We start from the raw sequence: 26,245 nt of genomic DNA on the forward strand, positions 1-26,245 counted from the left end.
TAGCGGTCAGAGATCGAAACCGACCCGGTCGACCATCTCGCTTGCCTGGCGGCGATGCCTGGCGACCTCGGTCAACGGCAGCGGGTCGACCTTCATCTCGCCGAAACCGGCCACAATCGGATCCAGCGCCACGCCGGCCTTGACCGGGTACTCGTAGTTGGCCTTGGCGTACAGGCTCTGCGCCTCGTCGGACACCAGGAACTCCAGCAGCTTGACGGCGTTGTCGCGATTCGGCGAGAACTTCGCCACCGCGGCGCCGCTGATGTTGACATGGGTGCCGCCATCGGCCGCCGATGCGAACACCGGCCGGATCACCTTGATCGCATCGCCCCACTGGCGCTGTTCGGAACCTTCCTCGCTGCTCTTCATCCGCCCGACGTAGTAGGCGTTGGCGATGCCGATATCGCAGATGCCGCCCAGGATGTCGCGGGCGACTTCGCGGTCGCCGCCAGCGGCCTTGCGCGCCAGGTTGGCCTTGACCCCGCGCAGCCACTGTTCGGTGGCCCCGGCACCGTTATGGGCGATCATCGCTGCGAACAGGCTGGTGTTGTACGGGTGCTGGCCGGAACGGATGCAGACCCGGCCCTTCCACTCCGGCTTGGCCAGATCCTCATAGGCGAATGACTGCAGCGGCAGATCCTTGCGCGCGTACAGCACGCGGTCGCGCAGCGACAGTGCGAACCATTGCCCATCGGCGCCGCGCAGGTGCTGCGGGATGGCCGCGTCCAGTACCGCCGAATCCACCGGCTGGGTCTGTCCGGCCTCGACCAGTTCCAGCAGGTTGCCGCTGTCCACGGTCATCAGCACATCGGCCGGGGAGCGCTCGCCTTCGGCGCGCAGCCGCTCGGTCAGGCCGTCGCGGACGAACACCGTGTTGACCTTGATTCCGCTCTGGCCCGAGAACGTGTCCAGCAACGGCTGCACCAGGCCCGGCTCGCGGGTGGTGTACAGGGTCACTTCGCCGGCAGCGGCCGTCGCGCCATCAGCCGGCGCAGCGGCCTTGTCGGCCTGCGGTTGACAGGCGGCCAGCAGCAGCGCGCATGCCACCGCCGTGCCGCAGCGGCGGAGGGGATTGGATTTGGAGACGACGGGGAAGGAAAGCATCTGTAACTCCAGGCAAGAAGGGGTGGATCCGGCTCTGGCATGCCTGCAGCAGGTGGCGGGAGCGATGAACGCTCATGATAGGCGTTTGCAATAAAGCGGCCAACCGCGAACCCGGCCCTGGGGCCGCTCAGGCCGGCCGACGCATCGGAAAACGATCCCGGGTGGTGGCGTACAGGCTGCCGCCCATGCGCCCGATCAGGTCGAGCTTTTCCGCATCGACATGGCGCTCATCGGCCAGCACCGCGTCATCCACATGCGCCAGCAGCACTTCGGCAAACAACAGATGGTGGCGCGGCTGCTGCGCCGGGTAGGGCTTGACCTCGGCCAGCCGGCATTCGAATGCGACCGCTGCGGCGGCCACCCGCAGCGGCCGCACGAGCTCGCTGGCCACGCAGGCAATGCCGAAGCGTTCGAACTCGCTGATGCCCGGCGGCAACGAGGCCGAACTGGCGTTCATCGCCCCGGCCTGCGCATGGCTGACCAGTTGGACGACCAACTCGCCGGTTTCGCTGGCATTGACCAGCGTGTCCTTCAGGCCGCCGCCATCGCGCTGGCTGATGCTGATCATCAGGGTTGGCGGCTGATCGCAGACCACCTGGAAGAAGCTGAAAGGCGCCAGATTGTCGATGCCCGCCCGCGAACGCGTGGACACCCAGGCGATCGGGCGCGGGGTCACCGTGGCGGTAAGCCAGCGATAGCCTTCGGCGGGCCCCAGTTCCGCAAAATCCAGGCGCATGCTCAACCCTGCGTGCCGGCCTGCGGGAACAGCAGCATCGCGTCGCCATAGGAGAAGAACCGGTACTTCTGCCGCACCGCATGCGCGTAGGCGGCCAGCACCCGCTCCTTGCCGGCGAATGCCGACACCAGCATCAGCAGCGTGCTTTCCGGCAGATGGAAGTTGGTGACCAGCGCATCGACGCTGCGGATGCGGTAACCGGGGAAGATGAAGATGCGGGTTTCGCCGGCAAAGGGCTTCAGCTCGCCGTCGTGCATGGCCGACTCCAGCGCGCGGACCACGGTCGTGCCCACCGCGACCACGCGGCCGCCGCGCGCGCGCGCGGCGCGGACCTGCTCGATCAACTGCGCGCCCACGTTGAGCCACTCGCTGTGCATCTGGTGCTGGTGGATATCGTCCACCCGCACCGGCTGGAACGTGCCGGCGCCGACATGCAGCGTAACGTGGCCGAACTCGACGCCGCGTTCGCGCAACCGGGCCAGCAACCGATCGTCGAAATGCAGGCCGGCGGTCGGCGCGGCCACTGCGCCCAGTTCGCGTGCGAACACGGTCTGGTAGCGCTCATCGTCGTCGCGGCCCGGTTCTCGCTGGATGTACGGCGGCAGCGGCAGACGGCCGGCCTTCAGCAACCAGCTTTCCAGCGAACCGGGCACCTCGAAGCGAAGCTGGTAGAACTCGCCGTCGCGCCCCAGCACTTCCGCCTCGCCGCCGCCGTCCAGGCGGATGCGGCCGCCAGGCTTGGGAGATTTGCTGGCGCCGATCTGCGCGCGCGCCACGTTGCCGGGCAGCAGGCGCTCGATCAGGATTTCGACGCGGCCGCCGCTTTCCTTGTGCCCGAACACCCGCGCCGGGATGACCCGGGTGTCGTTGAAGATCAGCAGATCGCCCGGCGCCAGCCATTCCGGCAAATCGCGGACGTGGCCGTCGACCAGTGCGGCATCGCCCGGCGGCACCACCAGCAGGCGACTGGCCGAACGCTCGGCCAAGGGAGCCTGGGCGATCAGCGACGGCGGCAATTCGAAATGGAAGTCGGACTTCTTCACGGTGTAGGCCTGGGAACGGCGCGCATTGTACGTGAGCGTGGCCGCGCTAACGCTCGAACTTGGTCGACAACACGATGGACGAGGTGGTCCGCTCCACCCCCTCGATGGCGCCGATGCGGTCGGTCAGCAGATCCATGGCGTCCACCGAGGGCACCACGCCGACCGCGATCAGGTCATAGGCGCCGCTGACCGAATGCAGCAGCCGCAGCTCCGGCATCGCGCGCAGGGCCGCCACGACCGAAGTCATCTGCTTGGGATGGATGGCGATCATGATATGGGCGCGGATATGGCCGCGCTCGAAATCCTCGCGGACCCGCACCGTATAACCGCTGATGACGCCCTCGCGCTCCAGCCGCTCGATGCGGCTCTGCACGGTGGTGCGGGACAGATTGAGCCGGCGGGCGATCTGCGCAGTGGAGGCGCGCGCGTTCTCCCGCAGCAGGGACAGCAGCTGTTCGTCGGTGGCGGAGATCTTCATCGGGGCGGGTCATGTGCGTTGAGGTGGGGCGAAGCCGCCGCATAGCGCGCTCCAGGCCAGCGATTTCGTCGATTCGACGAAAATTAGGATGCTTTTGCGCAAATCATAACTGTCAAACGACGAATTTATCCAGATAATAGGATGATTACCGTTGCTGCCCCGGAGAAAGCGCCCATGGCCCCCATCGAACTGCTTGCCCCCCTGCGCGCCCACAAGGGCAAACGCCTGACCCACGGCCTGGATGACGCCAGCATCGTCCGTTTCGCCAAGTCGCATCCGGATCTGGCCGCGGCGGTGGAAGCGGCGGCCAATGCCCATGCCGAACTGCAGGGCGAGTTCGCCGAACTGTTCGACCTGGACGAAGACGCGCAACTGCGCGCCGTGCAGGGCGGTTTCGTCAATTTCTATGCCGATGACGCCATCAACCCGTATGTCGCCCTCGCCGCCCGCGGCCCCTGGCTGGTGACCGTCAACGGCGCGGTGCTGTACGACGCCGGCGGCTACGGCATGCTCGGGTTCGGCCACACGCCGGCAGCAGTGATGGCGGCGATGGCCAAACCGCAGGTGATGGCCAACATCATGACGCCCAGCCTGTCGCAGCTGCGGTTCGACCGCGCGCTGCGCAAGGAAATCGGCCACACCCGCGGCGGCTGCCCTTACGCCAAGTTCCTGTGCCTGAATTCGGGTTCCGAATCGGTCGGGCTGGGCGCGCGCATCGCCGACATCAACACCAAGCTGCAGACCGATCCGGGCGCGCGCCACGAAGGCCGCGCCATCAAGCGCGTCGTGGTCAAGGGCAGTTTCCACGGCCGTACCGAGCGCCCGGCGCTGTATTCGGATTCCTCGCGCAAGGGCTACCTGCAGCATCTGGCCAGCTACCGCAACGAGGATTCCCTGATCGCCATCGAGCCGTACGACACCGAGGCGCTCAAGCGCGTCTTTGCCGATGCCGAAAGCAAGGGCTGGTTCATCGAAGCGGTGTTCCTGGAGCCGGTGATGGGCGAAGGCGATCCCGGCCGTTCGCTGCCGCCGGCCTTCTATGCCGCCGCGCGCGAACTGACCCGCGCCCACGGCTGCCTGCTGCTGGTCGATTCCATCCAGGCCGGCCTGCGCGCGCATGGCGTTCTGTCCATCGTCGACTATCCCGGCTTCGAAGGCCTGGATGCGCCGGACATGGAAACCTATTCCAAGGCGCTCAACGCCGCGCAATACCCGCTATCGGTGCTGGCGGTCAGCGAACGCGCCGCCGGCCTGTACCGCAAGGGCGTCTATGGCAACACCATGACCAGCAATCCGCGCGCGCTGGACGTGGCCTGCGCCACGCTTGCCCAGTTGACCCCGCAGGTGCGCGAGAACATACGCAAGCGCGGCGCCGAAGCGGTGCAGAAGCTGCGCCGGCTGCAGGACGAGCTCGGCGGCCTGATCACCAATGTGCAGGGCACCGGCCTGTTGTTCTCCTGCGAACTGGCGCCGCAGTTCAAGTGCTACGGCGCCAACTCCACCGAGGAATGGTTGCGCGAACGCGGCCTCAACGTGATCCACGGCGGCGCCAATTCGCTGCGCTTCACGCCGCACTTCGCCATTGATGGCGAAGAGCTGGACCTGCTGGTAAGCATGGTCGGCAAGGCGCTGCGCGAAGGCCCGCGCCTGAGCCAGGCCGCCGCGGCCTGACATCCGTCGAAGCAGGAAAGAGGCGGGCCAAGGCTCGCCTTTTTCCTGCCGTAGGGTGGGGCCCCGGCCCAGCTGTGGGAAACCCATCGCTTGCCGCTGTGGGCCTGCGCCCGCCCTATGGCGTCTGCGATGCGAAGCGCTTCAGCGATTCCCGGATCAACGCCCGCGCTTCGTTCGCATCGCCAAAGCCATCGAGCTGCACCGGATTGCGCCCCTTCGGTAGATCCTTGTAAACACGGAAGAAGGCTTCGATGCGGTCGCGCTCGATTTGCGGCAGATCCGACAGATCGCGGATATCCGCATAGGTCGGGTCGACCTTGTCGGTCGGCACGCCGATGATCTTCTCGTCATGCTCGCCGTCGTCGAGCATGCGCAGCACGCCAATAGGACGGAAGCGGATCAGCACGCCAGGATGCAGCGACTCGCGCGTCAGTACCAACGCATCCAGTGGGTCGCCATCGCCGGCCAGCGTGCGCGGCATGGAGCCGTAGTTGGCCGGATAGGCCACCGGCATCGACTGGAAGCGGTCGACGAAGACCAGTCCGTCCTCGCCGATCTCGTACTTGGTGAAACTGCCGGCGGGGATCTCCACGGCCAGCAGCGCTTCTTCGGGCGCCGCCTTGGGCTGTGCCGCAAGGAACGGATGGCGGATGTGCGGTTCGCGTGCAAGGGCGATGCCCGCGACGGCGAGCAGTACCAGCACGGAGAGGATGGACAGGCGTTGGGACATGGCAGGTTTCCTGGTGGTGCGTTGTAGCGCGGGCGTACTCATTCCCGGCAGCGGTCGGTTCTTCCCTTCAACGTCGGCGCGCGCGCAGTTGCGTTGGTGGTCACTCCGCAGCGCACGAGGGCAACGCCAGCGCTTGGGCGATGTCGCGCCAGTCCAGCGCCACCACGCCTTGATCGTCATGTACGGCGTACAGCACGCCTTCCGGAAAGCTGGCGGACGCGGACTGGTCCAGCCAGATGCCGTCGGTGTTGGCCACCCTGGCGCCGGCCACGGCGCCGGCATGTTCCAGCGTCTTGCGATCGAACAGGTGGAACACCGTGCGGCCCTTGCCCTGCTCGGTGGTCAGCCACCAGCCGGCGCCGCCGGCGCAGGTCTTCAGCATGATGCCTTCGGACTGCGCCCTGAACACGTCGCGGCCAATGGTGCGGCCGGCGTACCTGCCGGCCAGATCGTATACCTTGAGTTCGTTGGCATAGGTTTCGTCCTCCTCGGCGATCAGCAGGCGGTCGTTGGCCGGATCGCCCCAGATCGATTCGACCACGCGCAATGCGCCGTCGGGCGTCGTGTCGCCGAAGCTGCCGGCGACCGTGGCGGAGAATCCTTCGCCGTCGCGCGCCACCGCGTAACGCCACACGCGCTTGTCCAACTGGTTCAACGGCGGCAGGATGTCCTCGCCCTGCGCGTCCTCTCCCGCCATGTAGGCATCGGTGACATAGACCTCGTAGCCATCCCCGGTCCGGTTCACCCACAAGCCGTACGGCTTGCGCAGCTGCTCGGCGCCGAAGGTCAGGACGTGGCCGAAGTCCGGCAGCCGCAACACCTGCACACGATGGTTGTCGCGCTCGACGACGAATACCAGGGCATCCGCCACCGCTATGCCGTTGGGACGCTCGAACTGCCCATCGCCCTTGCCGGTCGTACCGAAACTGCGCAGGGTCTGGCCGGTCTGGCCGTCGTAGACGACCAGCTTGTCGGTGGCCTTGGCGGTGGCGATCAACCAGGTCTTGCCGTCCGGTGCCGTCCACGACGCCGGCGAGTCGATGTTGTCTTCCGGCGTCATCGCCGTCAGGAACGCTTCCTGGACCACCGGAATCTCGCGGGTATCCGGCGGCGCCGGCGTTGCCGCTGGCGACGCCTTCTGGTCGGCGTCGCGCGCATCGGCGGCCGCTGCCGGCTTCTGGCCGGTGCAGCCGGCCGCTACGGCCGCAATCAACAGGACCGACAGGCCCAGGCCACGTGTCTTCATCGCATCGTCTCCTCAAATGAACATGCCGGGCGCAGCTTACATGCGGCTTCGGCGGCGCAACTGCACACCGCCGGCCGAGCCGGCGATGCGCAGGATGTCTTGTCAGAAGCGCAGTTTCACGCCGGCCGTGTAGGTCCGGCCGTACAGCTCGTTCTGCAGCGTGTGGGCGGAAGAACCCTGGTACAGCTCCAGCGGTTCGTCCAGCAGGTTGGAGGCCTCGAAGTAGAAGCCCCACTGATCGCTGACCTTGTAGTCCAGGCTGAAATCCAATTGCGTGTTGTCGGCCACCCAGATATCGAAGTCGCTGTCGGAACTGTCGACGCTGTCGATGTATTCGCTGCGATGCACTGCGGCGATGCGCGTGCTCAGGCCGCCCTTCTCGTAGCCGATGTGGGCGCTGTAGAGACGGTCGGAAGCGTTGGGCAGGGTGAACTTGCGGCCGTTGACCTCGTACTCGGTATCCAGCCAGGTGGCGCTGAAGCCCAGCAGCAGGCCGTTGTCGAAATGCTGCTGCCAGTTCAGTTCGGCCCCGTAGACCTTGGCCTTGTCGCCGTTGACCGGCATGGTGACGTCGAAGCCGTCGAACTCCTCGCTGCCGCGCGTGACGACCTCGACGATGTAGTCGTCGATGTTCTTGTAGAACAGGCCGGCGGAGACGATGCCCGTCTCGCCCAGGTAGCGCTCGATCGACAGATCGAAGTTGCGGGACTTGTACGGATCCAGGCCGGGATTGCCGAGTTCGACTTCTTCCTCGTCGCGGTTGATCCGGGTACGCGGCGAGATGTCGCCGAACGCCGGCCGCGCGATCGTGTGCGTGTAGGCGCCGCGCAGCACCCAGTCGCCCAGGTCATAGCGCAGATGCAGGCCGGGCAGCACGTTGGTGTAGCTGCTGGACACTTCACGGGTGGCGATCGAACCGATGGTTTCTTCATCCTCCAGGTCCACCACGTTGCCGGTGGCTTCGAACTCGGTGCGCTCGACGCGGGCGCCGGCGATGACGCGCAGCTTGTCGAAGTCCATCGTGGCCATCAGGTAGCCGGCCAGGACATCCTCGCTGGCCGTGTAGTCCTCGATCAGCGAGATTTCGGTGTTTGCCGCCACATCCTGCGGCCGCGCCGAGTAGTCGCCCAGGTTGCCGCGCAGGTAGTTCCTCATCGCATCCGAACTGATGCCGTCGCCCATGTTGCCGTGGGTATAGCGTGGCGACCCGGTGGTCCAGCTGCCCAGGTTGATGTCCGGGCCGCGCCGCAGCTCGGCCTCGTCGATGTTGACGTCGCGGTCGCGCCAGCGGCCCAGCAGGCCGGTCTTCCACGTCACCGTATCGCCGGCGAAGGTGAAATTGACGGCAGCACTGTGCTCTTCGTCATCCACCCATATCGGCGAAACGACGAAGCGGTTGAACTCGTAGTTGTCGTTGTCCAGCCAGCCGCCCAGCGGGGAGTCGGTGATGGTGTAGCGGGGGATGGCGTGCGAGGTATCCAGCAGCAGCGCGACATCATCGTCGCCGTCGTACTCGAAGCGCGCCTCCACTTCGTCCAGCACGCGTTCGCGCGTCTTGGTGTAGCCCAGCCTGTAGTCGACGATAGAGCCGGCGCCGAAGCGGTTCTCGCCGCCCGCGCTGACCGTGAAGGTGTCCTCTTCCTTGGTGCGCCAGCGCAGGCGGCGGCTGAAATCGCCCGGATCGATGCCTTCCACCGTGTAGGTGCCGTCGGCGTTGCGGGTGAAATCGCCCTCGCCCACCGGGATGATGCTTCTCTGCCGGCTTTCCGCGTCGGTGAAATCGGTGTACAGCGTGCGCAGGTAGTAGCTGTTGCCCTCGCTGGGGCGCCAGTCCAGATTGAGGTTCACGCCGGTGCGTTCGCGGTTGATGGCGTATTTGCGCTGCTGGATCTCGACCGGAATCAGGTCCTCGGAGATGTCCTCATCCTTGTCGTACTCGACCTCGATGTTGTCCGATTCGTAGTTGCGGTCCTGGTAGCTGAGGCCCAGGGCGACGCCGAAGGTGCCATCGGCAAAGATGTCGCTGTAGTTGAAAGAGGCCTTGGGGCTGGTCTGGCCGCTGAGATTCTGGTGGCTCAGCTCGGCCTTGGCGCGGATGTTGCGGCCATCGCGATCGAACGCCGAGGCCGATTCCACCAGGATGGCGCCGCCGATCGCGTCGCCCGGCATGTCCGGCGTCGGCGCCTTGACCACGGTCAGCCGCTCGGTGGAATCGGAAGGAATCACGTCCAGCGGCGCCGCGCGGCTGGAATCTTCCGGCGTACCGATGGCCACGCCGTCCACGCTGACGCTGTTGAACGCCGCATCCAGGCCGCGCACCACCACGAAACGGCCCTCGCCCTGGTCGCGGGTGACGCTGACGCCCGGCAGGCGCGACAGCGATTCGCCGACGTTCTTGTCCGGGTACTGCCCCATCGAGTCCGATGACACCGTGTCCTGGATGGCATCGGCGCTGCGCTTGAAGTCGATGGCGCGCATCTGCTGCTCCAGCTGCGGACGCACTTCGATGCGGTCGAGCGTGGTGGCGTCGGCGCTGCCGTCGGGCGACGCGGCAGCGGTCTGCGCCCGGATGTCCTGGGCATGACTGGCCACCGCCAGCGCGAGCGCGATGGCGATATGGAGCGGATGTTTGGACGACATGGGGGTTCCGAAATGTGAATACCGGGCGCAGACGATATGTCCGGGATCTTTCAGCACCGTGACAACGCTGGCCGGGACGACGGCGGCAGGCGACCGGCCGCGCATCGATGGCGCGCCGGCAAGCGCCGCTGTGGACGACCTTCATGACGCCTGCCGCCGCTTTCATATTTCGGTCACACTATTGCCTCCCGCATCGCCCAGCCGCGCTCATGAAAACCATCGAAGTCCTTCACCCCCTCGTCCAGCACAAGATCGGCCTGCTGCGCGATGCCGGGCTCAGCACCAAGGGCTTCCGCGAACTGGTGACCGAACTGGGCACGCTGCTGGCCTACGAGGCCACCGCGGATCTGGAAACCGAACCGGCAACGATGCCGGGCTGGGCCGGCGACGTGCAGGTGCGGCGCATCGCCGGCGCCAAGATCACGCTGGTGCCGATCCTGCGCGCGGGCCTGGGCATGCTGCCCGGCGTGCTGGCGCTGATTCCGGCGGCCAAGGTCAGCGTGGTCGGCCTGCAACGCGACGAGGAAACCCTGCAGCCGGTGCCCTATTTCGAAAAATTGACCGGTCGGCTGGACGAGCGCGATGCGCTGATCCTCGACCCGATGCTGGCCACCGGCGGCACCCTGATCGCCACCATCAACATGCTCAAGCGCGCCGGCTGCCGCCGCATCAAGGGCATCTTCCTGGTCGCCGCCCCGGAGGGCCTGGCGGCGCTGGAAGCCGCGCACCCGGATGTGGAGGTCTATACCGCCGCTGTGGACGAACGCCTCAACGAAAAGGGCTACATCCTGCCCGGCCTGGGCGATGCCGGCGACCGCATCTTCGGCACGCGGGTCGGTTGATTTCCGGGCTGTATACAAAGAAGCAGCGTAGTAGCGAACCGCGTTGTGGGAGCGACGTGAGTCGCGATGAAGCTTTGCCGGTTACCTGTCGCGACTCACGTCGCTCCCACAGATGAAATCGAGTGTCACCGGCGCCGGCGATGACATAGCCGTTCCTGAAAGGCGGCAGCCTCCCTGCGTGGCGCGGTCGAAGACCGCTTCATCTCATTGGATTCCGCCGGGTATCCTCACGCAGCCAGCGGTTGCCCCATCGCCCGCGCATGCAACTCCGGCACCTCATGCGCGGTGCCGAACTTTCCCTTCTCGTCGCGCACGACCTGCGCCAGCGCGCAACCGGGGTCGTGGGTGAAGAACAGGTGCACGTTGCGCGCAAGCTTGTCTTCCAGAAAGGCGCGCTTTTCGTCGATCAGCAGTTCGGCATTGCGGTCGTAGCCCATCGTGATGGGCACATGCACCCAGGAGCGGCCAGGGATCAGGTCGGCGCAGAACACCACGCCGCCGTGCGGCTGGCCATCGATGGTTTCCGGACCGACGATCTCGGCCAGCATCAATCCCGGCGTATGGCCGTCGCTGATACTGAAGCGCACGGTCTGGCCCAGCGCGTTGCAGTGTTCGCCTTCGACGATCTCCAACCGCCCGCTGGCCTGCAGCAAGCCCGGCAGTTCCGGGATGAAGGAAGCGCGGTCGCGCGGATGCGGCTTGAGCGCGCGCTGCCAGTGCGCAGCACCGACCACGAAGGTGGCATTGGGAAACAGCAGCTGCGGCGGCTTGCCTTCTGCCCACGGCGCCAACAGCCCGCCGGCGTGATCGAAATGCAGGTGGCTCAGCACCACCACGTCGATGTCCTCGTGGCCGAAACCGGCCGCGCGCAGCGAGTCCAGCAGCACATGACGCTCTTCCTGTACGCCGAAGCGCTCGCGCATCTTGGGATCGAAGAACGCGCCGATGCCGGTTTCGAACAGCACCGTCTTGCCGTTCAACGGACTGGCCAGCAACGCGCGGCAGGCCAGTTCGATACGGTTGTGCGCATCCGGCGGCGACCATTTTTCCCACATCGCGCGCGGCGCGTTGCCGAACATCGCGCCGCCATCGAGCTTCTGCGAGTTTCCGAGTATCGACCAGAGTTTCATGCGCCGATTCTACTCCCGCATGAAGCGTCGGGAAGTGAAGCAGCCCCCTTCATGCCTGCGATGTGGGAGCGCCGTCCCGGCGCTGGCGTCACCTTCCCGCCAGCAAAGCCCGCAGCGCTACCGTTGCCGCTGGTCACTGCTGGCTTTCTGCCGGTAGTTCGACCTTGCCCTGGCCAACCGGATTACGCGGGTCGGCGCCAGCCTCCAGAGTATTGTCCTTGCGGTTCCACAGCACCGTCTGCAGGTTGCCCCACTGGTGGCTGGAAGCGCGCCCGGAAACGCCGTCGGCCGGCAGGTTCAACGTGTGTCCCATCGCCTGCAGCGCCGTCACGGTCTCGTCCGAGAACATGCCGCTCTCGGCGGAAATCACGTCCGGCATCCATTGGTGGTGGAAGCGCGGCAATGCGGCAACCTGCTGCGCGCCCAGGCCGGCGTCGTAGCCCAGCATGCCCAGCAGCACCATCGTGATGATGCGGCTGCCGCCCGGGGTGCCGAGCACGGCAATGCGGTCGTCGGAAATCATGAAGCTGGGCGTCATAGAACTGAGCATGCGCTTGCCCGGCTCGGGCGCGTTGGCCTCGAAGCCCATCACCCCGAACGCATTGGGCGTACCGGGCTTGAGCGCGAAATCGTCCATCTCGTTGTTCAGCAGCACCCCGGTGCCCGGCGGAATCAGCCCCGAACCGAACAGCAGGTTGACCGTCTGCGTCGCGGCCACGCGGTTGCCGTCGGCATCGATAATGGAAAAATGGGTGGTTTCCTCGTCCTCCAGCGGAGTCGGTTCGCCCGAGAGCAGATCGCTGGGAGTGGCCTTGCGCGGATGGATGGTGGCGCGCAGGCCGGCGGCGTAGTCGCGGCTGGCCAGCGTTTTCATCGGGATGTCGACGAAATCCGGATCGCCCAGGTAGAAGGTGCGGTCGCGGAACGCGCGGCGCATCGCTTCCACGGTCAGGTGGGTGCGCTGCGCGTCGTCGAGCTTGGCCAGGTCCCAGGCATCGAGGATCTGCAGCATCTGCGCCAACGCCACGCCACCGGAGGACGGCGGCGGCGCGGTGACGATCCGCCAGTGGTTGTAGGCGAACGTCAGCGGTTCGCGCTCGCGCACGCGGTAGCCGGCCAGTTCGGCGGCGGTCCACTGCCCGCCTTCGGCCTTCACTCCGGCCAGGAGCTTGCGGGCGGTCTCGCCCTTGTAGAAGCCGTCGAAACCTTTCTCCGCCAGCCGCTCCAGCGTGCGCGCCAGATCCGGCTGCTTGAGGATTTCGCCTTCGACCGGCGGATTGCCGTCTGCCAGGAACACCGCGCGGGTGCCGGGGTAGCGTTCCATCACTTCGCGCTTGGCCGCATAGCCGCGCTGCAGCCGCGCATAGATCGGAAACCCTTCGCGGGCGGTGCGGATGGCCGGGCCCAGCGAGGTCTTCAGCGGCAACTTGCCGTAGTTCTGCGCGAGATGCACGAACGCCGCCGGCAGGCCGGGTATGCCCGCGGCCCAGGGGCCGTTTTCGGCGCGGTCGCGGTTGAATTCGCCGTCGGCGGTCAGGTACTTGTCCGGCGTGGCCGCCGCCGGCGCGGTTTCGCGCGCATCGACAAAGATATCCCTGCCGGTCCCGGCATCGTGCAGCAGGAAGAAACCGCCGCCGCCCAGCCCGGAGCTGATCGGCTCGACCACCGACAAGGTAGCCGACACCGCAATGGCGGCGTCGAAGGCGTTGCCACCGGCACGGAGGATCTCAAAACCCGCTTCGGTGGCCAGCGCATGCGCGCTGGCGATGGCGGCGCCGGGAGGTTGCGATGCCGGCTGCGCCCGGCTGCCGTCATCGGCGGCATAGGCGGGCCAGGCACTGGGAACGAAAGCAAAGGCGAGAACGACGGCAAACAGTCGGCGGAATTTCACGGCTTCTCCTGGCAAGACGGAAACGCTGCGGATCAGCCGCCCTGCAAACGCTGCAGCTTGGCCAGCAGATCCTGATGGCTTTCAGGATACGCCGGATCCGGGTCTATGCACTCCACCGGACAGACCACCACGCACTGCGGTTCGTCGAAGTGGCCGACGCATTCGGTGCAGCGCGCCGGATCGATCACGTAGATCGTCTCGCCCATCGAGATGGCCTGGTTGGGGCAGGCCGGCTCGCAGACATCGCAGTTGACGCAGAGTTCGTTGATTTTGAGGGACATCGTCTTTCCGGCGGTAAGGCATTGGATGACCGGCTTCGCTGTTGAGAGTCCTTCGGCAGCGAATCAAGTCAAAGCGCTTCCCGCCTGCGCGGGGATGACCTTTTTTCCGCGGAACGCCACTGGATGACCAGCCTGCGGCTGTTGTGGAGCGCTTCCGGCTTGCGCCGGGATGACCTTTCCGCAAAGGCGTGGCCGCCGGGCGGCCACGCGCGGAAAGGTCACTTGGCTTCGACGAAGACGTATTCGGCGCCGCTGGGCTGCACCGCCACCTGCACGCGGGCATTGTCGGCAACATCGCCGATAAACAGCACGCGCACGCCTTTCAGCGTATCCGGCTCGACGCCTTCGAACGAAGCCACCGCCAGATCGGCTGCCTTGGCGCTGGCCGGGGAGGCGAACGCGATCAGGTTGCCTGCGGTGATGCCGCGGGCCATCGCATTCTTGGACTGCTCCAGCTGGCGGCCGTATTTGGCCTCGAATTCCGGATCCGATTCGGCCGGCAGGTAGTACATGTAGGGCGTGTTGGTGATCGTGCCCATGTTGTTGATGACCACTTCCTGCAGGTAGGTCTTCCAGGCCACATCGTCATCGGTGGTCGGCGCGGTCAGCGGCGCCGCTTCGGCAACCGGTGCTTCCTCCTTCTTGCAGGCGGCGAACGGCAGTGTCAGGCAGGCTGCCAGCAGCAGGCGTGTAGCGATTTTCATGTTTGACTCCCCTCCGGTAAGACGTTGTAGGAATGATCGTGCCACAAAGCGTTCAGGGCGTGTCGTCGGTGGCTCGCCGCCGCGCCCTAGTCACGTTTGCGCTGCCATTGGGCCTGCAGCGCGGCGGCCACCGCCGGCGGCACGAACCCGGAGACATCCCCGCCCAGCCGGGCGATTTCGCGCACCAGCGACGAAGAGATGAAACCGTATTGCTCGGCCGGGGTCAGGAACAGCGTTTCCACTTCGGGAATCAGATGGCGGTTCATGCTGGCCAGCTGGAACTCGTACTCGAAATCCGACACTGCGCGCAGGCCGCGCAGCAGTACGCCGCCGCCGACTTCCTTGACGAAATGCGCCAGCAGGCAGTCGAAACCGCGGACTTCCACATGCTGGTGGTGGGCCACCGCCGCACGGGTCAGCTCCACCCGCTGCGCCAGCGGCAGCGTCGGGCCTTTGCCCGGGCTTTCGGCCACGCCGATGATCACCCGCTCGAACAGCGGCGCCGCGCGGTCGATGAGATCGATATGGCCGTTCGTAACCGGGTCGAACGTGCCGGGATAAACCGCTATACGGGTACGTGCCACGCTCATTCGGGAATAGCCGCAAGGTCGGAAACTTCGCCGTGAAGTGTAGCAGCGCCCTGCCCGGCGGGGGTGCGGTACAGCGCAAACCGCACCTCGCGGGTGCGCCCCTCGCGGTGCAGCGCCCATGCCGCAGGCACCGCAGGCCGCATATCGGCCGGGGATTCCACATAGACCCAGGCCCGCGCAGCCAGCTGCGGGGCCAGCGCGGCCAATGCGCGCTCCCACAGTCCATCGGCAAATGGCGGGTCCAGAAAGGCGATATCGAACGGTGCTGCGCGGTAGCCCGACAACCAGGCAATGCCATCGGCGGCCACCACCTCGGTGCAATCCTGCGCCGACAGGCGCGCGGCGGTTTCGCGCAGCGCCCGCACCAGCGCCGGATCGCGTTCGACCAGCACCGCGTGGGCCGCACCGCGCGACAGCGCTTCCCAGCCCAGCGCACCGGTGCCGGCGAACAGATCCAGCACGTTGGCGCCCGGCAATGCCTGCATCAGCCAGTTGAACAGCGTTTCGCGCACCCGGTCGCTGCTGGGGCGCAGCCCGGGGCTGGCCGGCACCGGCAGCCGGGTTCCGCGCCAGCGCCCGCCGATGATGCGGATCTGCCCGCCCGTGCGGCTCATCGGCACGCCTTCGCCGCGCCGGTATTGGCGCTGGCACGGGTCGGCAACGGGCGGCGGGCTGTCATCATCGGATGCGGCGGCAAAATCGAACGCGGATCATAGACCAGCGCCATGGCCCGGGCGCGATGGAGCCGCCCGTCCGGACGGCCGGGTCCGCAGCCGCTCGCGGTCCATCGCCGCAGCGATCAGCCTGCCGCGCTTGAATCCCGCGCAGCGGGCCTTATCTGGGAAGGCATCCGCCGCCATCCACGGCGCCCTTTGCACTGGAGCGAAATCGATGACCACGGAAACCCAAAAAGAGACGCTGGGCTTTCAGACCGAGGTGAAGCAGCTGCTGCACCTGATGATCCACTCGCTGTATTCGAACAAGGAAATCTTCCTGCGCGAGTTGGTCTCCAACGCCGCCGATGCGGCCGACAAGCTGCGCTTCGAGGCCATCACCCGGCCCGAGCTGCTGGAAGGCGGCGGCGACCTGCGCATCCGGGTCCAGTTCGACAAGGACGCGCGCACCATCACCATCGACGACAACGGCATCGGCATGAGCCGCGATGAGGCCGTCGCCCATCTGGGCACCATCGCCAAGTCCGGCACCGCCGATTTCCTCAAGCACCTGACCGGCGACCAGAAGAAGGACTCGCACCTCATCGGCCAGTTTGGCGTGGGTTTCTACAGCGCCTTCATCGTTGCCGACCAGGTCGACGTGTACAGCCGCCGCGCCGGCCTGCCTGCCGAAGAGGGCGTGCACTGGTCCAGCCGCGGCGAAGGCGAGTTCGAGGTCGCCACCATCGACAAGCCCGAGCGCGGCACCCGCATCGTGCTGCATCTGAAGGAAGGCGAGGAAGGTTTCGCCGATGGTTGGCGCCTGCGCGGCATCGTCAAGAAATACTCCGACCATATCGGCCTGCCGATCGAACTGCCCAAGGAACATTACGGCGAAGACAAGGGCAAGCCTGCGCAGCCGGAATGGGAAACCGTCAACCGCGCCAGCGCGCTGTGGACGCGCCCGCGCAACCAGATCAGCGACGAGGAATACCAGGAGTTCTACAAGCACGTCAGCCATGATGCCGACAATCCGCTGGCCTGGAGCCACAACAAGGTCGAAGGCAAGCTGGAATACACCTCGCTGCTGTTCGTGCCACCGCGCGCGCCGTTCGACCTGTACCACCGCGACGCCGCCAAGGGCCTGAAGCTGTACGTGCAGCGCGTTTTCATCATGGACCAGGCCGACCAGTTCCTGCCGCTGTACCTGCGCTTCATCAAGGGCGTGGTGGATTCGTCGGATCTGTCGTTGAACGTTTCGCGTGAAATCCTGCAGTCCGGGCCCATCATCGACTCGATGAAATCGGCACTGACCAAGCGCTCGCTGGACATGCTGGAGAAACTGGCCAAGGACAAGCCCGAAGACTATGCCAAGTTCTGGAAGACCTTCGGCCAGGTACTGAAGGAAGGCCCGTCCGAGGACTACGGCAACCGCGAGAAGATCGCCGGCCTGCTGCGTTTCGCTTCCACCCATGGCGCCGACGGCGAACAGAACGTGGCGCTGGCCGACTACCTGGGCCGGCTCAAGGAAGGCCAGGACAAGATCTACTACCTGACCGGCGAAAGCCACGCGCAGGTCAAGGACAGCCCGCACCTGGAGGTGTTCCGCAAGAAGGGCATCGAAGTGCTGCTGCTGACCGACCGCATCGACGAGTGGCTGATGAGCTACCTGACCGAGTTCGACGGCAAATCCTTCGTCGACATCGCCCGCGGCGATCTGGATCTGGGCAAGCTAGACTCGGAAGAAGACAAGCAGGCGCAGGAACAGGCGGCCAAGGCCAAGGAGGGGCTGGTCGAGCGGATCAAGACCGCGCTGGGCCAGGACGTCTCCGAGGTGCGGGTGTCGCACCGGCTGACCGACTCGCCGGCGATCCTGGCCATCGGCGCACAGGACATGGGCCTGCAGATGCGGCAGATTCTGGAAGCCAGCGGCCAGAAGGTGCCCGAATCCAAGCCGGTGTTCGAATTCAACCCCACCCACCCGCTGATCGAGAAGCTGGACGCCGAGCAGGACGACAGCCGCTTCGGCGATCTGACCCGGGTGCTGTTCGACCAGGCCGCGCTGGCCGCAGGCGACAGCCTGAAGGATCCGGCCGGCTATGTGCGCCGGCTCAACAAGCTGCTGCTGGAGTTGTCGGCCTGAGGCGGGACTCGGGACTCGGGACTCGGGACTCGGGAAAGGCTCGGCGCCTGCTTCCCCTTTGTAAAGGGAGGATGACCCGCCATTCGGCGGTTGAAAAGCGTTTGAGGGGGATTTGCTGTTGCTCTTCAAAAAGCAACAGCAAAGGCAACTCGCCCGTCGTCTTGGCGCAGCTGCGTTGTACCCGCCATTTGGCTACAGGCATTCCCGCGGCGGGAGCGCCCCGTCAGGCAATCACATCCAGCAGGCGGCCTATGGTGTCGTGGTGACGCTGCAGCACCGCTGCGTTGGCCTGGAACATCTGCCGGGCCCCCAGCGCATCGACCAGGTCGGCCACCGGGGCGGCCGGGTCCTGCCCGGCTGCCACCACCCGCGCGCTGACACCGCCGGCCGCGCTGGCCGCCATCGCCACCCCCTGGCGTTGGTGGTCCGCGGTGGCCAGGTTGGCGACATTGTGCGCGGCGGCCTGCATGCCAACCGCGGCCGCGCGCATGCCTGAGGCGGCAATCGAAGAAGCCGGGGAAAGAACCGTCATCGGATGTCCTGGCTGCGGGCGGGCGGCGATGGCCGGCCGGGCTAGAGCGTGTTATGGCCTTTGGGGTGAGTGCGAAGGCTGCTGTCGCGGCGTCAGGCAAGGCGCACGCCGCCGGTCAGGCTGGCCGCCTGGCCAAGGCGTGCAACGCCGCATGGCGCCGCGACAGCGGCCTTCCCGACGGGTTGCGCGCCAGCGCCGCCGCAGCTGCGTTGCCCGGCTTGCCTTGGGCACCACCCAAGGACGGCGCCGGACGCCTTGCTGCAACGGCGCTGGCGCGCAACGCATCTCATCCCAAAGGCCATAACACGCTCTAGCGACCGGAATCCGCCATCAACGGTGCTATCGGCAGTCGCGGCGCCGACTTGAGCCGCTCACCGGGAAAAAACCGCCCGGTGTTAGCATGTCCCCTCAACTTTTCAGCACTTCCCCATGGTCAGTTTTTTCCGCCGCAAGAAGCCACAGGACAGTTCCAACGAGCCGGCCGCGCGCCGCTACAGCAGCGAGGAACTGGCTGCGGCCTTCCCGCAGCCGGTCGGCAAGCCGCTTCAGCCAGGCTCGCCCCCTCCCAGCGGTCCCGTTCAGCCATCGCCGGAGGCGCCCGCCGCCACGCAAGTCGAAGCCGTCGCCGGGCCTGCACCTGCGGAGCCTGCGCCCGCAACCCCGGTTTCGGCCCCCGCAGCGGCTGCGCCGCCGGTCGCTCCGCCTGCGCCCGCTGCCGCCGCCGGTACGCCCGGCAAAGCCGGCTGGCGCGAGCGCCTGCGCGGCAGCGTGTTCGCGCGCAGTTTCGGCGGCCTGTTCTCGCGCAACCCCAGGCTCGATGACGATCTGCTGGACGAAATCGAAACCGCGCTGCTGACCGCCGACGTCGGCGTGCCGGCCACCACCGCGCTGATCGAGGATCTGCGCAAGCGGATGAAGGCGCGCGAGTTCGCCGACGCCAACGGCTTGCTGGCGGCCCTGCGCGCGGATCTGATCGCTTTGCTGGTGCCGGTGGCGCAGCCGCTGGTCATCGATACCGGCAACCGGCCGTTCGTGCTGCTGACCGTCGGCGTCAACGGCGTCGGCAAGACCACCACCATCGGCAAGCTGGCCCGCCGCTACAAGGACGAAGGCCGCAGCCTGATGCTGGCCGCCGGCGACACCTTTCGCGCCGCCGCGGTGGCGCAGTTGCAGGCCTGGGGCGAACGCAACGGCGTGCCCGTGGTTGCCCAGGGCCAGGATGCCGATGCGGCCTCGGTCGCCTTCGACGCGCTGCAGGCCGCCAAGGCGCGCGGCATCGAACTGCTGATCGCCGACACCGCCGGACGTCTGCACACCCAGACCGGGCTGATGAACGAGCTGGGCAAGATCCGCCGCGTGCTGGGCAAGCTCGACGCCAGCGCACCGCACGAAGTGCTGATGGTCATCGACGGCACCACCGGCCAGAACGCCCTGAGCCAGCTGCGCCAGTTCCACGCCGCGGTCGGGGTGACCGGACTGGTCGTCACCAAGCTGGACGGCACCGCCAAGGGCGGCGTGGTGTTCGCGCTGGCGCGCGAGTTCGGCATTCCCATCCGGTTTGCCGGCATTGGCGAGCGCCCGGAAGACCTGCGCGTGTTCGACGCCGAAGCCTTCGTCGACGCACTGCTGCCCGAATCGCTTGGCGGCTGAGGGTGCGGTTTTGAAATCCCGCCCGTTCAACGGCTCGTTCGACGACCGGGACGCAGGCGGATGCCAATACCCCCTCCCCTGCGAAGGTAGGGGAGGTTTGGGGAGGGGTTGAGTGGCCACCGGCAATCCCACCGCAAGAACAAACACCAAACGCCGCAAGATCGCCCTGCTGGTGCTGCTGGCGCTGCTTCTGTTGGCCGCGTTGGCCACGCGCTGGCTGCTGCAGCCCGAACGGCTGGCGCCGGCCATGTTGAATCTTGTCGGCAACGCGCTGGGCCTGGAAGTCACCGCCAGCGGCGTCGGCGAATACCGGCTGCGCGGCACGCCGCAACTGATCGTTCGCGGCGTCAGCGCGCGCGAACCCGGCGCCGCCACGCCGGTGCTGACCGCCGAGCGCATACTGATCTCGGTACCGTGGTCGACGTTGCGCGCGCGTGGCCGCGAGCTCACCGCCACACGCCTGGAACTGGACGCGCCAGTGCTCGATGTCGCCGCGCTACAGGCCTGGCTGGAAAAGCGCCCGCCGGGCGAAACCCGCATCCCTACACTGACCGACGGGCTGCGCATCATCCGCGGCCGGGTCGATGGGCAAGGCTGGTCGCTGCGCGACCTGTACGTTGAATCGCCACAGCTGTCAGCCAACCAGCCCCTGCGCACGCAACTGCGCGGCGCCTATGCAGGCGGCAACGGATTGCAGGCACCGTTCGAGCTGGCGCTGACGCTGATGCGTCCAGCGCTGCCAACAGCCGTTGGCCTGACCGGGGAAATCGCCCCCGCAGGCGCGAACTGGCGGCTGCCGGCGCGGCTGACACTGTCCGGTCGGCTGCGCGACGACGCAGGCCTGCAACTGCAACATCTCCGGCTGGGCGGCAGCGCCCGCTATGTTTCCGGCGACCGCACGCTACCGTTCGCGCTGGGCGTGGGCGGCGCCCTGCATATGGCTGGCGGACAGCTGCAACTGCAACCGCTGGCGCTGGCCGTGCGCGGCAACGGCATCGTGCCAACACTGGACGCCAGCGGCGAGGTACAGGCCGGGCCGTCGTTGTCGGTCTTCCTGCGCGGGCAACTGGCGCACTGGCCCGATGCCTGGCCGGCACTGCCGCCGCCACTGGGGCGCTCACAATCGCCTTTGCCGTTCGCGCTGGATTATCGCGGCCCCGCCGATCTTTCCGATATCGCGCAACTGCAACTGCAACGCGACGACACGCGCTTCGAGGGCCGCTTCCGCCTGTTCGAAATGCAGTCCTGGATCGAACGTTTCGAACAAGGTTCGCCTTTGCCGCCATTGCGCGGCAGCCTGAGCGCGCCGCGTCTGGAAATCTCCGGCGCGGTGCTGGAAGGCGTGCAAGTGCGGTTCGAAGACCCGACGATTCCGCAACAGGCCGCCATCGAGTGAACGCTGCAGAACACGATCATTTCGCCGAAAAGCTGCTGGCCTGGTTCGATGCCGCCGGCCGCCACGATCTGCCGTGGCTGCACCCGCGCACGCCGTACCGGGTATGGCTGTCGGAAATCATGCTGCAGCAGACCCAGGTGAAAACGGTGATGCCGTATTTCGCCCGCTTTCTCGAACACTTCCCCACCCTGCCGGATCTGGCCGCCGCCTCCACCGACCAGGTGATGGCGCAATGGGCCGGCCTGGGCTACTACGCGCGTGCGCGCAACCTGCATGCGGCCGCGCGCCTGTGCGTGCAGCAGCATGGCGGCGATCTGCCGCGCGATTTCGACGCGCTGGTGGCGTTGCCGGGTATCGGCCGCAGCACCGCCGGCGCGATCCTGGCGCAGGCCTGGGGCGACCGTTTCGCCATCCTGGACGGCAACGTCAAGCGCGTGCTTGCGCGCTACCACGGTGTCGCCGGTTGGCCGGGCGCGCCGGCGGTGGAAAAGCAGCTGTGGCAGCTGGCTGCGCAGCATTTGCCGCAGGCGCGCATGGCCGACTACACCCAGGCGCAGATGGATTTCGGCGCCACCCTGTGCACCCGCCACGATCCGGCCTGCATGCTGTGCGCGCTGCAGGACGACTGCGTGGCGCTGCGCGAAGGCCGGGTCGACGAACTGCCCACCAGCAAACCGGGCAAACCGCTGCCCGAACGCATCGCGCTGATGCTGCTGGCCGAGAACGCGCACGGCGAAGTGCTGCTGCTACGGCGCCCGCCGGTGGGCATCTGGGCCTCGCTGTGGTCGCTACCGCAGGCCGACGATCACGAGCAGGCGCGCCAGTGGTTCGCCGCCCACCTGCAAGGCGACTACGACCAGGCCGAAGCGCTGGCGGAAATCCCGCATGTGTTCAGCCATTACCGGCTGCGCATGCATCCGCTGCGCTGGCGCGCGCTCGCCGCCCGCGATGCCGTGCGCGACAATGACGATCTGCGCTGGGTGGCGCGCGAGCAGTTGCCATCGCTGGGCCTGCCCGCCCCCATCCGCAAGCTCCTTTCCACCGTCATCCCGGCCAATGCCGGGACCCCATGACTTCCACCAGGCTCACACCATGCCCCGAACCGTCTACTGCCAGTACGAGAAGCGCGAAACCGAAGGCCTCGACTTCGTGCCCTACCCCGGCGAACTGGGCCAGCGCGTGTACGCCCATATCGGCAAACCCGCCTGGGCGGCGTGGCTGGCGCATCAGACCATGCTGATCAACGAGAACCGGTTGTCGCCGCGCGACCCCAAGCACCGTGCCTTCCTGGAGGCGGAACTGGAGAAGTTCCTGTTCGGTGGCGGCGCCGAAAAGCCCGCTGGCTACGTGCCGTCCGAGTGACAGAAAAGGGTCTTCTCCCAAGCGAAGAAACGCCTATGTGGAAGCCATTGGCGATAACGGTGCGTGACACGCCGCAAATGCCCGCGCCGCCAAAGCCAGCTGCTTCTGGCCAGGTTATCGGCGTTCGGAAAAACCATCCGAAGTCGCGGACACTCGCCCCCGCCCCTACGACGGCGACTGGTTCCGAATCCGCTACTCTCGAAAACCGGAGATGAGCCAAAAAAATCGACCGGCAAGCATGCCGGTCGAATCTATCCGCATCGCATCCATGCGCCAGGCCTGCCGCGATGGACTCCGTGGCCTTGATCCTGCCGGTTTCGGCGATGACCGGCTGTCAGTTGCCCGCGGCTTCGCGTTCGACCACCTGCGCCTGGCGCAGTTCCTGTTGTGCGGCCTTCACCGCCTTGACGTCCAACGGACGGATGGTCTGGATGCGGCAGGGGATGCGGATGCCAGGCTGGCCGCCGCCGAAGACACGAACGTCGTCGAAGCGTGCCGACACCCGGCCCATGTGGTTGGTCACGCCGATGGCGGTGGCGAAGTCCAGATCGTTGCACGGGCCGCTCAGTTCCAGCAGATAAGCCTGGTTGGGACGGGTCCAGACGACCAGCGCGCTGTCGCCTAGCGGGGTCCAGCCGTTGAGGCTGCCGAAATACTGGAAATCCCGGACCGGTTCGCCGGCATTGGCGCGGTACATGGCCAGGCGCTCGGCATCGGTCTGTCTGGGGTTGCTGGCGCAGGCCGCCAAAGCGGCCATGGCGCAGAGGATAAGCAGGCGTTTCATGATGAGCTCCCTGATTTTGCTGGGGATTTCTGTCCCGGCCACATGATGCACCTGCCGACCGGCCGCGGATGCGGCCAGCGCGCCGCGTGTTCAGCGCACGGCCGGCTTGCCAGCCCGCCGCGCAATCCCGTATCATTCGCGCCCTCGCACCGGCCGTTCTGCCGCACCGCGAAAAACCTGGCCGGGTAGCTCAGTTGGTAGAGCAAGGGATTGAAAATCCCTGTGTCGGGGGTTCGATTCCCTCCCCGGCCACCATTGGAATCAATGCTTTAGATGAAAAGCACCGAAAGGTGCTTTTTTGTTGTCCGGCAGCCTGCGTAGGATGCGGTGAGCAAAGCGAACCGCATCGTTCACGAGTCCCAGAACCAGCGCAGCGTGTCGTTTCCTTGCATCCAAGACGCGAACGATGCGGTGCGTCTACGGCTTACCGCATCCTACGGTTCTGCCACGCCGAGCCTGCCTGGGATGCGGTGAGCAAAGCGAACCGCATCGACCGCGAATCCCAGAGCCGGCGCAGCGTGTCGTTCCCTTGCATCCAAGACGCGAACGATGCGGTGCGCCTGCGGCTTACCGCATCCTACGGTTCTGCCACGCCGGGCCTGCGTAGATCGATGCGGTGAGCAAAGCGAACCGCATCGATCGCGAATCCCAGAGCCGGCGCAGCGTATCGTTTCCTTGCATCCAAGACGCGAACGATGCGGTGCGCCTGCGGCTTACCGCATCCTACGGTTCTCCTCGCCGAGCCTGCGTAGGATGCGGTGAGCAAAGCGAACCGCATCGATCGCGTATCCCAGAACCGGCGCAGCATGTCGTTCCTTGCATCCAAGACGCGAACGATGCGGTGCGCCTGCGGCTTACCGCATCCTACGGTTCTGCCACGCCGGGCCTGCGTAGGATGCGGTGAGCAAAGCGAACCGCATCGTTCACGAGTCCCAGAGCAGATGCGGAGTGTCGTTCCCGTGCATCCAAGACGCGAACGATGCGATGCGCCTGCGGCTTACCGTATCCTACGGTTCTGCCACGCCGGGCCTGCGTAGGATGCGGTGAGCAAAGCGAACCGCATCGATCGCGAATCCCGCAAGCGCAGCGTCGTTTCCTTACGTTTGCGCTGCCCTGCCCTCCGGAACGGCGGCGGTAGAACGCTGCCCCGAGGCGGAGAATGCAATCGGTGCATTCGGTACGGCTATCCGCAGCAATGTGCCGAAGGCGATGTCCGCCAGGGCCTGACCGGCGTTGCCACGGTTGGCGGAGGACTCCGTCGCCAACGTGTGCTGATAGCTATGCGCCCATTCGGCAAGCAGCGCGATGCCCTGGGCGCGCTTGGCGACGGTTTGCGTGCGTATCGAACTTGGCCCCACGTCGGCCAGGATGCTGACCTTCCATTCGGTGCCCATCGGCGAAACGATGGCAAGGCAGTTGCCGATGAAATCCAGTGCGATGGCGGTGGGTTCCCCTTGGCGTGCCGGTGCTATCTCCCGCCAATTGAAACCGTGCGGGAGAGGTTTGTTCTTGCGGGGCATCGGATGCTCCAGTGACTGCTTTCCGATGCGTATTTCAGCCTATCGACCATGAATCTAATGTTTTGCGCAGGCTTCATCTTTTTGACAGCTTGGTCGCGGTTGCATTCACGAACGCGAACATTCACGCGTTTACCTTGCCCATTCGCCATCGATGCGAGCCGCACCAATGATTGGCCCGAATCGGCACCCGGATCCGTCGCGCAACGAGAACCCGGCTTATGCACGGCAGATGAATGCCGCAATGATTATTCCTCTTGCGCCGCTTCCCTGCCCTGCTGGCGGATGATCGCTTCCTGCCGCGCGTCCTCGATGGCGTGGCGGACGCTTTCCACATCCACGCGCGAGGTGTCGGGTACGAACTTTCCGGTCAGTACGGTGTCCGGCTGCAAGGCGCCGGCTTCGTAAAGCGCCCACATTTCCTCGCCGTACCAGGTGTCCAGCAACTCCGGCGCAAAGCGGCCCAGACGCGCGGTCAGCGCGTTGACATCGCGCAACAGCAGGCGCCGGCTGGCATTGTTGCCCGCCGCGCTGACCACCTGCGGGAAGTCGATGATCACCGGCCCCTCGTCGGCCACCAGCACGTTGTACTCGGACAGATCGCCGTGGATCAGTCCGGCGCACAGCATCTTCACCACTTCGCGCACCAGGAAGCGGTGGAAGTCGCGCGCCTGCTGCGCCGACAGCTCCACTTCGCCCAGCCGCGGCGCGGAATGGCCGGCGGCATCGGTCACCAGTTCCATCACCAGCACGCCATGGAAATAACCGAACGGTTCCGGCACGCGCACGCCGGCGTCGCGCAACTGGTACAGCGCATCCACCTCGGCGTTCTTCCAGGCCACTTCCTGCTGCTTGCGGCCGTAGCGGGTGGCCTTGCCGATCGCGCGCGCTTCGCGGCTGCCGCGCACCTTGCGGCCTTCCTGGTACAGCGTGCGCTGCTGGAAGCTGCGCTGCGCCATGTCCTTGTACACCTTGGCGCAGCGCACTTCGCCGCCGCCATGCACCACATAGACCGAGGCTTCCTTGCCGCTTTTCAGCGGGCGCAGCACCCGGTCGATCACGCCGTCGTCGATCAGCGCCTGCAATCCGTTGGGGGTCTTCATGATGTCCTGAGCGGGGGGA

The 26,245-nt window shown here is 66.4% G+C and carries 24 protein-coding genes and 1 tRNA gene; 8 read left to right on the top strand and 17 right to left on the bottom strand.

All coding sequences use genetic code 11. The features are described from left to right. Positions 1–6: 6 nt before the first annotated feature. The 4 genes from CRO39_RS09675 to CRO39_RS09690 all read right to left on the bottom strand — a co-directional run bounded on the left by CRO39_RS09675 (position 7) and on the right by CRO39_RS09690 (position 3,361). Positions 7–1,104 (bottom strand): Fe(3+) ABC transporter substrate-binding protein, encoded by a 1,098-nt coding sequence (locus CRO39_RS09675; RefSeq protein WP_097121708.1) that lies wholly within the window; start codon positions 1,102–1,104, stop codon positions 7–9. A gap of 127 nt (positions 1,105–1,231) precedes the next feature. Beyond that, positions 1,232–1,840, bottom strand: coding sequence for a flavin reductase family protein (locus CRO39_RS09680; protein ID WP_097121709.1), 609 nt, complete (start codon positions 1,838–1,840; stop codon positions 1,232–1,234). Positions 1,841–1,842: 2 nt separating this feature from the next. Then, complete coding sequence (queA, locus tag CRO39_RS09685) at positions 1,843–2,883, bottom strand: tRNA preQ1(34) S-adenosylmethionine ribosyltransferase-isomerase QueA (RefSeq protein ID WP_097121710.1); 1,041 nt, start codon at positions 2,881–2,883, stop codon at positions 1,843–1,845. 46 nt (positions 2,884–2,929) lie between these two features. Next, the gene (locus CRO39_RS09690) at positions 2,930–3,361 is read right to left on the bottom strand and encodes an Lrp/AsnC family transcriptional regulator (protein WP_097121711.1); all 432 of its coding nucleotides are present in this window, start codon (positions 3,359–3,361) and stop codon (positions 2,930–2,932) included. A gap of 174 nt (positions 3,362–3,535) precedes the next feature. Between CRO39_RS09690 and CRO39_RS09695 the strand changes: the two genes are divergently transcribed. After that, on the top strand, positions 3,536–5,032 hold the full coding sequence (locus CRO39_RS09695) for an aminotransferase class III-fold pyridoxal phosphate-dependent enzyme (protein ID WP_097121712.1): 1,497 nt from the start codon (positions 3,536–3,538) through the stop codon (positions 5,030–5,032). Positions 5,033–5,147: 115 nt separating this feature from the next. Here CRO39_RS09695 and CRO39_RS09700 read toward each other — a convergent pair whose 3' ends face one another. The 3 genes from CRO39_RS09700 to CRO39_RS09710 all read right to left on the bottom strand — a co-directional run bounded on the left by CRO39_RS09700 (position 5,148) and on the right by CRO39_RS09710 (position 9,648). Next, positions 5,148–5,762 carry an inorganic diphosphatase gene (locus CRO39_RS09700; protein ID WP_097121713.1) on the bottom strand — a complete coding sequence of 205 codons (615 nt, stop codon included), beginning with the start codon at positions 5,760–5,762 and terminating at the stop codon, positions 5,148–5,150. Positions 5,763–5,862: 100 nt separating this feature from the next. After that, positions 5,863–7,008 (bottom strand): NHL repeat-containing protein, encoded by a 1,146-nt coding sequence (locus tag CRO39_RS09705; protein ID WP_097121714.1) that lies wholly within the window; start codon positions 7,006–7,008, stop codon positions 5,863–5,865. A 102-nt stretch (positions 7,009–7,110) separates the two neighbouring features. Beyond that, the gene (locus CRO39_RS09710; RefSeq protein ID WP_097121715.1) at positions 7,111–9,648 is read right to left on the bottom strand and encodes a TonB-dependent receptor; all 2,538 of its coding nucleotides are present in this window, start codon (positions 9,646–9,648) and stop codon (positions 7,111–7,113) included. Positions 9,649–9,857: 209 nt separating this feature from the next. Between CRO39_RS09710 and upp the strand changes: the two genes are divergently transcribed. After that, positions 9,858–10,490 carry a uracil phosphoribosyltransferase gene (upp, locus tag CRO39_RS09715; protein ID WP_097121716.1) on the top strand — a complete coding sequence of 211 codons (633 nt, stop codon included), beginning with the start codon at positions 9,858–9,860 and terminating at the stop codon, positions 10,488–10,490. 227 nt (positions 10,491–10,717) lie between these two features. On the opposite strand, the gene CRO39_RS09720 is transcribed toward upp, so the two are convergent. The 6 genes from CRO39_RS09720 to rsmD form a co-directional block, all read right to left on the bottom strand. Beyond that, positions 10,718–11,620, bottom strand: a complete 903-nt coding sequence (locus tag CRO39_RS09720; protein WP_097121717.1) for an MBL fold metallo-hydrolase — start codon at positions 11,618–11,620, stop codon at positions 10,718–10,720. Positions 11,621–11,753: 133 nt separating this feature from the next. Next, a complete protein-coding gene (ggt, locus tag CRO39_RS09725; protein WP_238394594.1) occupies positions 11,754–13,511 on the bottom strand; it encodes a gamma-glutamyltransferase in 1,758 nt (585 codons plus the stop codon). Between the two features lie 32 nt (positions 13,512–13,543). Continuing rightward, positions 13,544–13,792 carry a YfhL family 4Fe-4S dicluster ferredoxin gene (locus CRO39_RS09730; protein ID WP_097121719.1) on the bottom strand — a complete coding sequence of 83 codons (249 nt, stop codon included), beginning with the start codon at positions 13,790–13,792 and terminating at the stop codon, positions 13,544–13,546. A gap of 218 nt (positions 13,793–14,010) precedes the next feature. Next, positions 14,011–14,496 (bottom strand): hypothetical protein, encoded by a 486-nt coding sequence (locus tag CRO39_RS09735; protein ID WP_097121720.1) that lies wholly within the window; start codon positions 14,494–14,496, stop codon positions 14,011–14,013. Between the two features lie 86 nt (positions 14,497–14,582). Further along, positions 14,583–15,086 carry a pantetheine-phosphate adenylyltransferase gene (coaD, locus tag CRO39_RS09740; protein ID WP_097121721.1) on the bottom strand — a complete coding sequence of 168 codons (504 nt, stop codon included), beginning with the start codon at positions 15,084–15,086 and terminating at the stop codon, positions 14,583–14,585. After that, the gene (gene rsmD, locus CRO39_RS09745) at positions 15,083–15,700 is read right to left on the bottom strand and encodes a 16S rRNA (guanine(966)-N(2))-methyltransferase RsmD (RefSeq protein WP_097121722.1); all 618 of its coding nucleotides are present in this window, start codon (positions 15,698–15,700) and stop codon (positions 15,083–15,085) included. Before rsmD ends, coaD begins: the two co-directional genes overlap by 4 nt. 277 nt (positions 15,701–15,977) lie before the next feature. Between rsmD and htpG the strand changes: the two genes are divergently transcribed. Further along, complete coding sequence (htpG, locus tag CRO39_RS09750; protein WP_097121723.1) at positions 15,978–17,882, top strand: molecular chaperone HtpG; 1,905 nt, start codon at positions 15,978–15,980, stop codon at positions 17,880–17,882. Positions 17,883–18,105: 223 nt separating this feature from the next. Here htpG and CRO39_RS09755 read toward each other — a convergent pair whose 3' ends face one another. Continuing rightward, positions 18,106–18,414: a flagellar basal body rod protein FlgC gene (locus CRO39_RS09755; protein ID WP_097121724.1), complete on the bottom strand. Its 309-nt coding sequence runs from the start codon at positions 18,412–18,414 to the stop codon at positions 18,106–18,108. 429 nt (positions 18,415–18,843) lie between these two features. Between CRO39_RS09755 and ftsY the strand changes: the two genes are divergently transcribed. The 4 genes from ftsY to CRO39_RS09775 all read left to right on the top strand — a co-directional run bounded on the left by ftsY (position 18,844) and on the right by CRO39_RS09775 (position 22,822). Continuing rightward, complete coding sequence (gene ftsY, locus CRO39_RS09760; protein ID WP_097121725.1) at positions 18,844–20,064, top strand: signal recognition particle-docking protein FtsY; 1,221 nt, start codon at positions 18,844–18,846, stop codon at positions 20,062–20,064. A 112-nt stretch (positions 20,065–20,176) separates the two neighbouring features. After that, a complete protein-coding gene (locus tag CRO39_RS09765) occupies positions 20,177–21,460 on the top strand; it encodes an AsmA family protein (RefSeq protein WP_097121726.1) in 1,284 nt (427 codons plus the stop codon). Next, the gene (gene mutY, locus CRO39_RS09770; RefSeq protein ID WP_238394593.1) at positions 21,457–22,533 is read left to right on the top strand and encodes an A/G-specific adenine glycosylase; all 1,077 of its coding nucleotides are present in this window, start codon (positions 21,457–21,459) and stop codon (positions 22,531–22,533) included. The genes CRO39_RS09765 and mutY overlap by 4 nt, the downstream gene beginning before the upstream one ends. A gap of 19 nt (positions 22,534–22,552) precedes the next feature. Beyond that, on the top strand, positions 22,553–22,822 hold the full coding sequence (locus tag CRO39_RS09775; RefSeq protein WP_097121727.1) for an oxidative damage protection protein: 270 nt from the start codon (positions 22,553–22,555) through the stop codon (positions 22,820–22,822). Between the two features lie 334 nt (positions 22,823–23,156). On the opposite strand, the gene CRO39_RS09780 is transcribed toward CRO39_RS09775, so the two are convergent. Further along, positions 23,157–23,606, bottom strand: a complete 450-nt coding sequence (locus tag CRO39_RS09780; protein WP_097121728.1) for a DUF6491 family protein — start codon at positions 23,604–23,606, stop codon at positions 23,157–23,159. A gap of 179 nt (positions 23,607–23,785) precedes the next feature. On the opposite strand from CRO39_RS09780, the gene CRO39_RS09785 reads away from it, so the two are divergent. After that, a tRNA-Phe gene (locus CRO39_RS09785) sits at positions 23,786–23,861 on the top strand. An 842-nt stretch (positions 23,862–24,703) separates the two neighbouring features. Here CRO39_RS09785 and CRO39_RS09790 read toward each other — a convergent pair. Both CRO39_RS09790 and CRO39_RS09795 read right to left on the bottom strand, forming a co-directional pair. Then, positions 24,704–25,126, bottom strand: coding sequence for a hypothetical protein (locus CRO39_RS09790; protein ID WP_097121729.1), 423 nt, complete (start codon positions 25,124–25,126; stop codon positions 24,704–24,706). Between the two features lie 245 nt (positions 25,127–25,371). After that, on the bottom strand, positions 25,372–26,226 hold the full coding sequence (locus CRO39_RS09795) for a PA4780 family RIO1-like protein kinase (protein ID WP_097121730.1): 855 nt from the start codon (positions 26,224–26,226) through the stop codon (positions 25,372–25,374). Between the last annotated feature and the right edge of the window lie 19 nt (positions 26,227–26,245).

Source organism: Pseudoxanthomonas wuyuanensis (assembly GCF_900215535.1).
GTDB lineage: Bacteria > Pseudomonadota > Gammaproteobacteria > Xanthomonadales > Xanthomonadaceae > Pseudoxanthomonas_A > Pseudoxanthomonas_A wuyuanensis.

Coding starts and splice junctions, on each gene's coding strand:
- CRO39_RS09755 (WP_097121724.1), bottom strand. CDS start 18,414: ATGACGGTTCTTTCCCCGGCTTCTTCGATTGCCGCCTCAGGCATGCGC.
- CRO39_RS09735 (WP_097121720.1), bottom strand. CDS start 14,496: ATGAAAATCGCTACACGCCTGCTGCTGGCAGCCTGCCTGACACTGCCG.
- CRO39_RS09780 (WP_097121728.1), bottom strand. CDS start 23,606: ATGAAACGCCTGCTTATCCTCTGCGCCATGGCCGCTTTGGCGGCCTGC.
- CRO39_RS09695 (WP_097121712.1), top strand. CDS start 3,536: ATGGCCCCCATCGAACTGCTTGCCCCCCTGCGCGCCCACAAGGGCAAA.
- CRO39_RS09720 (WP_097121717.1), bottom strand. CDS start 11,620: ATGAAACTCTGGTCGATACTCGGAAACTCGCAGAAGCTCGATGGCGGC.
- CRO39_RS09795 (WP_097121730.1), bottom strand. CDS start 26,226: ATGAAGACCCCCAACGGATTGCAGGCGCTGATCGACGACGGCGTGATC.
- CRO39_RS09775 (WP_097121727.1), top strand. CDS start 22,553: ATGCCCCGAACCGTCTACTGCCAGTACGAGAAGCGCGAAACCGAAGGC.
- rsmD (WP_097121722.1), bottom strand. CDS start 15,700: ATGAGCCGCACGGGCGGGCAGATCCGCATCATCGGCGGGCGCTGGCGC.
- CRO39_RS09675 (WP_097121708.1), bottom strand. CDS start 1,104: ATGCTTTCCTTCCCCGTCGTCTCCAAATCCAATCCCCTCCGCCGCTGC.
- CRO39_RS09690 (WP_097121711.1), bottom strand. CDS start 3,361: ATGAAGATCTCCGCCACCGACGAACAGCTGCTGTCCCTGCTGCGGGAG.
- CRO39_RS09730 (WP_097121719.1), bottom strand. CDS start 13,792: ATGTCCCTCAAAATCAACGAACTCTGCGTCAACTGCGATGTCTGCGAG.
- ftsY (WP_097121725.1), top strand. CDS start 18,844: ATGGTCAGTTTTTTCCGCCGCAAGAAGCCACAGGACAGTTCCAACGAG.
- CRO39_RS09790 (WP_097121729.1), bottom strand. CDS start 25,126: ATGCCCCGCAAGAACAAACCTCTCCCGCACGGTTTCAATTGGCGGGAG.
- CRO39_RS09705 (WP_097121714.1), bottom strand. CDS start 7,008: ATGAAGACACGTGGCCTGGGCCTGTCGGTCCTGTTGATTGCGGCCGTA.
- CRO39_RS09700 (WP_097121713.1), bottom strand. CDS start 5,762: ATGTCCCAACGCCTGTCCATCCTCTCCGTGCTGGTACTGCTCGCCGTC.
- coaD (WP_097121721.1), bottom strand. CDS start 15,086: ATGAGCGTGGCACGTACCCGTATAGCGGTTTATCCCGGCACGTTCGAC.
- upp (WP_097121716.1), top strand. CDS start 9,858: ATGAAAACCATCGAAGTCCTTCACCCCCTCGTCCAGCACAAGATCGGC.
- CRO39_RS09710 (WP_097121715.1), bottom strand. CDS start 9,648: ATGTCGTCCAAACATCCGCTCCATATCGCCATCGCGCTCGCGCTGGCG.
- CRO39_RS09680 (WP_097121709.1), bottom strand. CDS start 1,840: ATGCGCCTGGATTTTGCGGAACTGGGGCCCGCCGAAGGCTATCGCTGG.
- htpG (WP_097121723.1), top strand. CDS start 15,978: ATGACCACGGAAACCCAAAAAGAGACGCTGGGCTTTCAGACCGAGGTG.